This window comes from Methylobacterium nigriterrae, assembly GCF_037106235.1.
GTDB classification, from domain to species: domain Bacteria; phylum Pseudomonadota; class Alphaproteobacteria; order Rhizobiales; family Beijerinckiaceae; genus Methylobacterium; species Methylobacterium nigriterrae.
In genome coordinates this window covers 1-7,648 of record NZ_JBAWTG010000177.1, presented here as the reverse complement: position 1 = coordinate 7,648, position 7,648 = coordinate 1, and the positions used below count along the sequence as shown (strand labels likewise).

Sequence of the window (7,648 nt, the reverse complement as noted above, 5' to 3'; positions counted from 1 at the left end):
GTTCGTTCTTGCCCTGCTCGGCGGCGATGCGGAGCTTGTGCAGGAGCGACTTCGTGATCTCGTGCACCTTCTGGGGCGTGACCTCGATGGTCTCGGACAGGGTCTTGATGAGCTCGGCCCGCGCCTTCCCGGCGCGATCCTGGGCATTCATGTCCTTCATGGCCTTGGCGGCCTTCAGCTTGGCCGTGTAGGCGCCGAGCTCGGCAGCGGACATGAAGGTCTCGTCCCCGAGTTCGGTCGGCGGCTTCGTCTTGAGCGCTTCCATCTCAGGCTCCCGTTGCTCATAGGGCCGGCTAGCGCTGGGCCTGACCCAGCGCCTCGCGCGTGCCGCGCGCGATCATCAGTTCCTCGTCCGTCGGAATGACCCAGGCCGCGGGGCCGGGCCCACGCGTCACGCAGGGGCCGCCGGAGGCATTGGCCGCCTCATCGAGCGCGAACCCCGCCCAGGCAGCGCCCCGCAGGACCTCGGACCGGGTGGCGGCGTCGTTCTCGCCGATGCCGCCGGTGAACACGAGGGCGTCGATGCCGCCGAGCGCTGCCACGAGGGAGCCGAGTTCCCGCCCGATCCGATAGACGAACAGGTCGATGGCACGGCGGGCATTGGGATCGGCTGCCGCGAGCGCGCGCAGCTTGCGCATGTCGTTCGACAGTCCCGAGACCCCGAGAAGTCCTGATTGCGTGTACAGGACCCGCTCAGCCTCGGCGGCGCCGAGATTCATCTCCCGCAGCATGTAGAAGACGACGCCGGCATCGATGCTGCCGCAGCGCGTGCCCATGGGCAGCCCGTCGAGGGCGGAGAAGCCCATCGTGGTCGCGACGCTCATGCTTTGGTTCAGAGCGCACAGGCTGGCCCCGCTGCCCAGGTGGGCGACCACAACACGGCCGGCCACGAGAGCGGGATCGTATTCCCCGAGGATCGAGGCGATGTAGGCGTAGGACAGTCCGTGGAAGCCGTAGCGCCGCACGCCCCGTTCCGTCATCGCATGCGGCAGGGCGTAGAGCTGGGCGATCTTGGGCTGACTGCCATGGAACGCCGTGTCGAAGCAGGCGACCTGGGGCAGGTCCGGGAAACGTCGCCGGAGGATCCGGATCGGCTCCAGGTTGTGCGGCTGATGCAGGGGTGCGAGAGGTACGAGGCTCTCCAACGCCCGCAGCACATCTCCGTCCACGCGCACCGGCGCGCAGAACGCCATGCCACCATGGACGACCCGGTGCCCCACGGCGGCGAGGTGGAAGCCGCCGCTGTGCTCGCGCAGCCAGGCGGCCAGGCGCAGAAGCGCTTCCTCGTGGCCGAAGGCGGCCTCCCCGCCGAACGCGTCATCAGTCACCACGCTGCCGGTGCTGTCCCGGATCAGCAGGCGGGGAGAACTGCCGAGCCCCTCGAACAAGCCCCGGAAGACGCGGTGCGGGTCCTCCGTCTCGCCGAGCTCGAACACCTGGAACTTCAAGCTCGACGAGCCGGCATTGAGAACGAGCAAAACCGGGATCATCGGCTAGACCTCCGGAAGGGGCCGCCGCGCGCGCTCTGCGGCGGCCACCAGGGAGGCCACCGCGCAGGAGGCGAGGCGTGTCAGCCGCGCGTCCGCCCGGCTCGTCAGGATGATCGGAACCCGGGCCCCGAGCACGATCCCGGCCGCGTCCGCATCGGCCAGGAAAGTGAGACTCTTGGCCAGCATGTTGCCCGCTGCGAGGTCGGGGACGACGAGCACGTTGGCCTGGCCGGCGACGGGCGAGCGGATCTTCTTAATCCGCGCCGCGCCGAGATCGATGGCATTGTCGAGGGCGAGCGGCCCGTCGAGCACGGCTCCCGTGATCTGGTCCCGGTCGGCCATCTTGCAGAGGGCGGCCGCATCGAGCGTCGAGGGCACCTTCGCGTTGACGGTCTCCATGGCCGACAGGATGGCGACCCGCACGGTCTCGACCCCGAGGGCGCGCGCGAGATCAATGGCATTCTGCGTGATGTCGCGCTTCTCCTCCAGCGAGGGCGCGATGTTGATCGCCGCGTCCGTGACGATCAGGGGCGTCGCGTGGCCCGGCACGTCCATGACGAAGCAATGGCTGAGACGGCGGGCGGTCCGCAGACCGCCGTCCCGGCGCACAACCGCCGCCATCAACTCGTCGGTGTGGAGGCTGCCCTTCATCAGCGCCTCGACCTCGCCGGCCCGCGCGAGGGCGACGGCCCTCTCGGCCGCGTCGTGGCTGTGCTCGGCATCGACGAGGCGGAAGGCGGTGATATCCGCGCCGAGCGCGGCCGCGGCGGCGGCGATCTTCGCCCGCGGCCCCACGAAGATGGGCTCGATGATCGCGAGCGCGGCGGCCTCCAGGGCGGCCCCGAGCGAAGCTTCATCGCAGGGATGAGTAACCGCCACCCGCAGCTTCGGCAGCGCCTGAGCCGATGCGATCAGGCGGTCGTACTTCTCGTGCTCGCGGGTCTCGACCGGCGCCCGCTCGATGGTGGATGTCGGCACGATAGTCTCTCCTGACACTCCGAGAAGGACCTGAAGCGGGCCAACCTTCCCGGACGGGAGATCAGGGTCGGCCCGATCTGGAGCGGCGCAATCTGCTTGGCGTCGCCTCTCTAAGGTATGCCTGGTCGCTCTCGACGCGGAGACGACCACCGCAAACCCCTACACCCTTGGGATAATCCGGCTTGATCGGACGGGACGGATCTGCGGCTGACTGAACCGGCAGTGCATGGTGTACGAATTCGACTTGAGTCACCCGCCGCCGTTCGCTGCTGCCCTTGTTAGACGGCACAGCATCTTCTGAGCCACCTCCGAAGTAAGCGTGCAATCTATATCATAGAAATTGCCTTCATTCCGGCTGGGGAACATTGGCGCATTAGCGTACGTTCCATCGCCCATCCGGCAATCGATCTGAATTCATCTCGATCATAACGAAGGCCCGAACTATGATGTTCGTGGTGCACACGCCTCCCGAACGGAGGGCCGTCATGAATCATCGCCCGACCGAACCTCGACTTACGCGAGCGCGTGCCGAGACCAATACTAGCGCGGCCCTCCTCGTGAGCCTGGAGACATGGCGTGCCGTCGCCCTCGATCTGCCGCTTCGCCTCTCGGCCGAGATGATGTGCTTCGCGAGCCGCCGCCTGGAGGCCCAGGCAGAGCACCTATCGGCGCTCGGGCGGTGCGGTTCGGTAAAGGACGCCGTCGACCTGCAGTCGGCGTCCCTGAGCCGAGCCGGCTCCGACTACAAGGCCGAGACGACAACCCTGTCGCAGGATGTCCAGGAGACTATCAGGGCCAAGGCAGCCTAAGCGGCCACGCTCTGTCCGGCGTGGTCCGCGGGGAACGAGCATGGGAGCAGGCGATGCCGAGGCATCTTCGCTACTGGGTGTGCGCCACGGCCATCATGACGCTCGCCGGCATGGCAGGCGCGCAGGAAACCCGATCGCCTCTTGTGGACCGGGCAGATGCGCGCATGCAGCTCGGCGCGGCCTCGCTGGTCCCGACACTGCGCGGCCGCTGGCTCTACGCCGACCACAAGCTCGTTGTCGGGCGCGTGCAGGATGTGCGGGTCTCGGCCGACGGCACCACGCTCGTCGCCGTCGTCGCCCGTCGGCGCTGGCTTGGCGGCGGCGAGATCGGCATCCCGGTGCCCCTCCTGCATCAGTTCGACAACGACCTCACCGTCAGCGGCACGCGCGAGACCATCCGGGCAATGCCGGCCCTCTGAGCACCGGAGGCCGAACAATGATCCGGGCGCTTCTCCTGGTCCTTGCTCTGGCGCTCGTCCCGTGCGCCGGTCCGGCCTGGCCCGGGATCGTCCACGGCAGCCGCATCCGGGTCGTGTACCAAACCCCAAAGGCGCCTGAGGCGCAGGCAATCTATCGCGAGATGCGGTCGCGGCGCCTGCTTGAGGGCTTGCGCGAGATCGTCAGTGTCGTTCGGCTGCCGCAGGCCCTCACCCTGCGCCTGGCTGAATGCAACGGCGAGGCCAACGCTTGGTACGCGCCCGAGACGCAGTCGGTCACCGTTTGCTACGAATTCATCCAGGACGTGCGGGAGCGGGCTCCGACGGACACCTCCCCCGCCGGCGTGACCCGCCACGAGGCCATCGTTGGCCCAGTCGCCCAGGTGTTCCTGCACGAGACGGGTCATGCTCTCTTCCACCTGCTGGACGTGCCCGTCCTCGGCCGGGAGGAGGACGCCGCCGACCAACTCGCCACCTTGATCCTGCTGCGCCTCAAACCGGCCCAGGCGCGGCAGATCATCAACGGCAGCGCCTTCCTGTTCGCGAGCTACGGCGCGGAGGAGAAGCCGGAGAAGGAGGGCCTCGCCGACGCTCACGGCCTATTCCAACAGCGCCTCTACAACCTGCTGTGCCTCGCCTACGGATCGGACGAGCGCGCCTTCCGCTATCTCATCGACCGCGGCGACTTGCCGAAGGAGCGGGCCGAGAATTGCGGCGCCGAGTACGATCAGGCGGCACTTGCCATGGACAGGCTGTTCCGCCGCCATCTGCGCTGGGGCCAAATCGAGCGCGAGCGGGTTCGCCGAGGCTTCCGTTGGGCTCGCTAATGGCGACGCCAAGGCTCGCGTGGCCGCGGCAAACGGCATCTACGGCGCGTCAAGCTGGCCACGACTTCTCGCGAGGCGGGCGGCGGCAATTTCGAGGAGCGTGGCTGCCATGGATGACCTGTCGCATTACTCGGCCATTGAGCACCTGCGCGATGGACGCACGCTGGAGATCCGCGCACTTCGGCCGGATGACCGAGAGGGCATGTTGGCGGCCGTCGACCACACCAGCACGCAGTCGCTCTATCGCCGCTTCTTCGGCGCGAAGCGCCACTTCACCGACAAGGAGATCGCGTTCTTCCTGAACGTCGATTTCACGAGCCACGTGGCCCTGGTCGCGACCGCGGACGAGGGTGGCGACCGTGCGGTCGTCGGCGGCGCTCGCTATGTCGTGACGCGACCGGGCCAGGCCGAGGTGGCATTCACCGTGGTCGACCACTACCAGGGTCAGGGCATCGGCGCCGCCCTGGTGCGGCACCTGATCGGCATCGCCCGTAGGAGCGGGCTCGCGGAACTGACAGCCGAAGTCCTGCCGGACAACGCCCCCATGCTGAAGCTGTTCGAGCGGTGCGGATTGCCGCTGAGCAAGAGGCGCGAGGGACCCGTGGTGCATGTCACCCTCGAGCTGCCCGGGGGCACGCCGCCCTGAGCCCGCGAGCCGTGCGAGCGGCGGACCCGGCTCACAGGCTCTGGAGGAAGCGGCTCCGCGCCCGCTCGAAGCCGCTCGTCCACCGGGTGGTCTCGTCCCGCATCACCTGGGCGCCCTCGCCGAAGGACGAGCCGAAAGCGACCTGCCGGTCGGCGTCGATGTAGCTGTTTATCGCCCGGATCGTGCCGCGCGGCATGACGCTGAGGTCGTCCGCGAGAGCGTCGCAGATCGCCAGCAGGGCCGTCTCACCGAGATCGGGGCCGAGGCCGAGGGCCACCGCCCGGCCCTCGCGCTCGACGAGCGCGCAAAACGCCTCCCGCACGGCGCCTCTGCTGCTCAGGTCGAGCGATCCGACCCTGCCGCGTCCCGCTATGTCCGCCTCCCAGCTCGAGCCCGCCTCACAGAGCGCCGGAACGCACCTGTGCAGAGGACTATCCGCGCTTCGGCCGCGTGCCCGCGAGGTCGCGCCAAGTCAGGGCGCGGCGAGCTCGGCCTCGGTTGCTGCCCGTACCTCCTCGACGCTGACGCCCTCCGCCGTCTCGACGAGAGTTGCTTGCCCCGCCGGGAAGGCGATCACCGCCAGCTCCGTCACGACAAGATCGACCGGGCGCGCGGAGGTCAGCGGCAGCGAGCACTCGCGGACGATCTTTGGACGGCCCTTCGCAGTGTGCTGCATGGCGACGATGACCCGCTTGGCTCCGGTCACGAGGTCCATCGCGCCGCCCATGCCCGGGACCATCTTGCCCGGCACCATCCAATTCGCGAGATGCCCATGTTGATCGACCTGCAGGCCGCCGAGCACCGTGAGGTCGAGATGCCCGCCCCGGATGAGCCCAAACGACATCGCGCTGTCGAAGGCCGACGCCCCGGGCAGCGCCGTCACCGGCTTGCCGCCGGCATCGGTGAGCCAGCGCAGGGCCATGCCTTGCTCCGGCACCGGGCCCGTCCCGATCAACCCGTTCTCGGACTGGAAGAAGACGTGGACCCCGGCCGGGACATAGTTGGCGACCAGGGTCGGAATGCCGATGCCGAGGTTCACCAGCATGCCGTCGCGGAGTTCGTGGGCGATGCGCTGCGCAATGACGATCTGCGGATCCATGGGGTCAGCTCCTCGCGATGACGTAGTCGACGAGGGGAGCCGGCGTGACGACGTGGTCGGGCGCGATCACTCCGACCGGAACCACGTGTTCGGCGCAGACCAGGACCGTACGTGCCGCCATGGCGATCAGCGGATTGAAGTTGCGCCCCGTCAGCGCGTAGGTGAGGTTCCCGAGATAGTCGCACAAAAAGGCCTGGACGAGCGCGAAGTCGGCCTGGAGCGCGGTCTCAAGCAGGTATTCCCGGCCGTCGACCTCGATCCGTCGCTTGCTTTCCTCGACGACAGTGCCAACGCCGGTGGGGGTGAGAACGCCGCCCAGGCCGCAGCCGCCGGCACGGATGCGCTCCACCAGCGTCCCTTGCGGCACCAGCTCCACCTGCAGCGTCTCTTCGATCATCTGCCTTTGGGTCTCGGGGTTGAGGCCGATATGGCTCGCGACCACCCGCCGGAGCGCCTTGGCAGTCACCAGCTTGCCGATGCCGATGCCGGGCGAGGCGGTGTCGTTGGCGATGACCGTCAGCTCGCGCCGGCCCTGCCGCACGAGTTCGTCCATCAGCGGCTCAGGCGTTCCAACCCCCATGAAGCCGCCGACCATCAGCGTTGCCCCATCGGGAATCGAAGCCACGGCCTCGTCGAGCGCGATCATCCGCACGTGAGACCTCGATCCTTGTTCGCGGCGGGCGCGCTCCGCGGCGGCGCTAGTAAGCGTAGTAAGCGGGACTGTATGGGCCAGGCGGTTGCCGTCCGTATCGTCCAGACACCGGTGCCGTGCTGACAACAACCGGGGCAACTGGATCGAAGGGTAGAAGGGCAGCGCCAGCGGAGATGAAGCCGGCCAACGCACGCAGTTCGTCGGGCTGCCGCGGATCGCGTGAGATAAACTCCGTCTGGCGTTGGAACCGCAGGTTGCAGGCCCGCGAGGGCAGGCCGTTAGCCGGGGTGCAGGCGTCGTGCCGGGCGCAGGCGGCATCGAGCGCGTCGATGGGGGGCAGCGGTGCGTTGTTGCCGAGGCCGCAATAATTGCCGTGGATGAGTGCAGCTGGCTGGCGCACGTTGATCGCCGATTGGGCCAGCGCGGGCGAGGTCAGGCAAGCGGCAAGGACCAGGGGAGGTAAGATCCTGAGGGTCATGGCTTTTGACCTCGCGACATGTGGATGCGGACCGGTCAAGGGGCGCCGACTCGGGCCGTCATCGGCTCAGGTCATTCATCAGTCGGAACCGATGCCTCGGCCCGGGGCGCACCGGGATGCCGGTTAGTAGGAGCGGCAGCCGCCTGCGTATCGGTCGTAGTAGGCGTATGGCCCGCAGCCGCCATAGGTGGCGCCGTAGGCGCCGACGGCCGCCGCACCAACCGCCGCCGCA

Annotated in this window: 10 protein-coding genes and 1 pseudogene; 4 read left to right on the top strand and 7 right to left on the bottom strand. The window is 68.3% G+C overall.

All coding sequences use genetic code 11. The features are described from left to right. The 3 genes and pseudogenes from WDW90_RS33130 to WDW90_RS33120 all read right to left on the bottom strand — a co-directional run. A pseudogene (locus WDW90_RS33130) lies at nt 1-265 on the bottom strand (hypothetical protein); the annotation flags it as partial. A 28-nt stretch (nt 266-293) separates the two neighbouring features. Beyond that, entirely contained in the window at nt 294-1,490 is a 1,197-nt protein-coding gene (locus WDW90_RS33125; protein WP_336491896.1) for an acetate/propionate family kinase, read from the bottom strand. A 3-nt stretch (nt 1,491-1,493) separates the two neighbouring features. Next, nucleotides 1,494-2,468, bottom strand: a complete 975-nt coding sequence (locus tag WDW90_RS33120) for a phosphate acetyltransferase (protein WP_336491894.1) — start codon at nt 2,466-2,468, stop codon at nt 1,494-1,496. Between the two features lie 485 nt (nt 2,469-2,953). Between WDW90_RS33120 and WDW90_RS33115 the strand changes: the two genes are divergently transcribed. From WDW90_RS33115 to WDW90_RS33100, 4 genes are all read left to right on the top strand, one after another. After that, entirely contained in the window at nt 2,954-3,277 is a 324-nt protein-coding gene (locus WDW90_RS33115) for a phasin family protein (protein WP_336491893.1), read from the top strand. 53 nt (nt 3,278-3,330) lie between these two features. Continuing rightward, on the top strand, nt 3,331-3,696 hold the full coding sequence (locus WDW90_RS33110) for a PRC-barrel domain containing protein (RefSeq protein ID WP_336491891.1): 366 nt from the start codon (nt 3,331-3,333) through the stop codon (nt 3,694-3,696). Nucleotides 3,697-3,713: 17 nt separating this feature from the next. Continuing rightward, entirely contained in the window at nt 3,714-4,541 is an 828-nt protein-coding gene (locus tag WDW90_RS33105) for a DUF4344 domain-containing metallopeptidase (RefSeq protein WP_336491890.1), read from the top strand. Nucleotides 4,542-4,650: 109 nt separating this feature from the next. Then, nucleotides 4,651-5,187 (top strand): GNAT family N-acetyltransferase, encoded by a 537-nt coding sequence (locus WDW90_RS33100; protein ID WP_336491889.1) that lies wholly within the window; start codon nt 4,651-4,653, stop codon nt 5,185-5,187. 31 nt (nt 5,188-5,218) lie between these two features. On the opposite strand, the gene WDW90_RS33095 is transcribed toward WDW90_RS33100, so the two are convergent. The 4 genes from WDW90_RS33095 to WDW90_RS33080 all read right to left on the bottom strand — a co-directional run bounded on the left by WDW90_RS33095 (nt 5,219) and on the right by WDW90_RS33080 (nt 7,416). Next, nucleotides 5,219-5,509, bottom strand: coding sequence for a hypothetical protein (locus WDW90_RS33095; protein WP_336491888.1), 291 nt, complete (start codon nt 5,507-5,509; stop codon nt 5,219-5,221). A gap of 150 nt (nt 5,510-5,659) precedes the next feature. Further along, complete coding sequence (locus WDW90_RS33090; protein ID WP_336491887.1) at nt 5,660-6,286, bottom strand: 3-oxoacid CoA-transferase subunit B; 627 nt, start codon at nt 6,284-6,286, stop codon at nt 5,660-5,662. A gap of 4 nt (nt 6,287-6,290) precedes the next feature. Further along, nucleotides 6,291-6,932 carry a CoA transferase subunit A gene (locus WDW90_RS33085; protein ID WP_431311178.1) on the bottom strand — a complete coding sequence of 214 codons (642 nt, stop codon included), beginning with the start codon at nt 6,930-6,932 and terminating at the stop codon, nt 6,291-6,293. 52 nt (nt 6,933-6,984) lie between these two features. Continuing rightward, nucleotides 6,985-7,416 carry a phospholipase A2 family protein gene (locus tag WDW90_RS33080; protein WP_336491884.1) on the bottom strand — a complete coding sequence of 144 codons (432 nt, stop codon included), beginning with the start codon at nt 7,414-7,416 and terminating at the stop codon, nt 6,985-6,987. Nucleotides 7,417-7,648 lie beyond the last annotated feature (232 nt).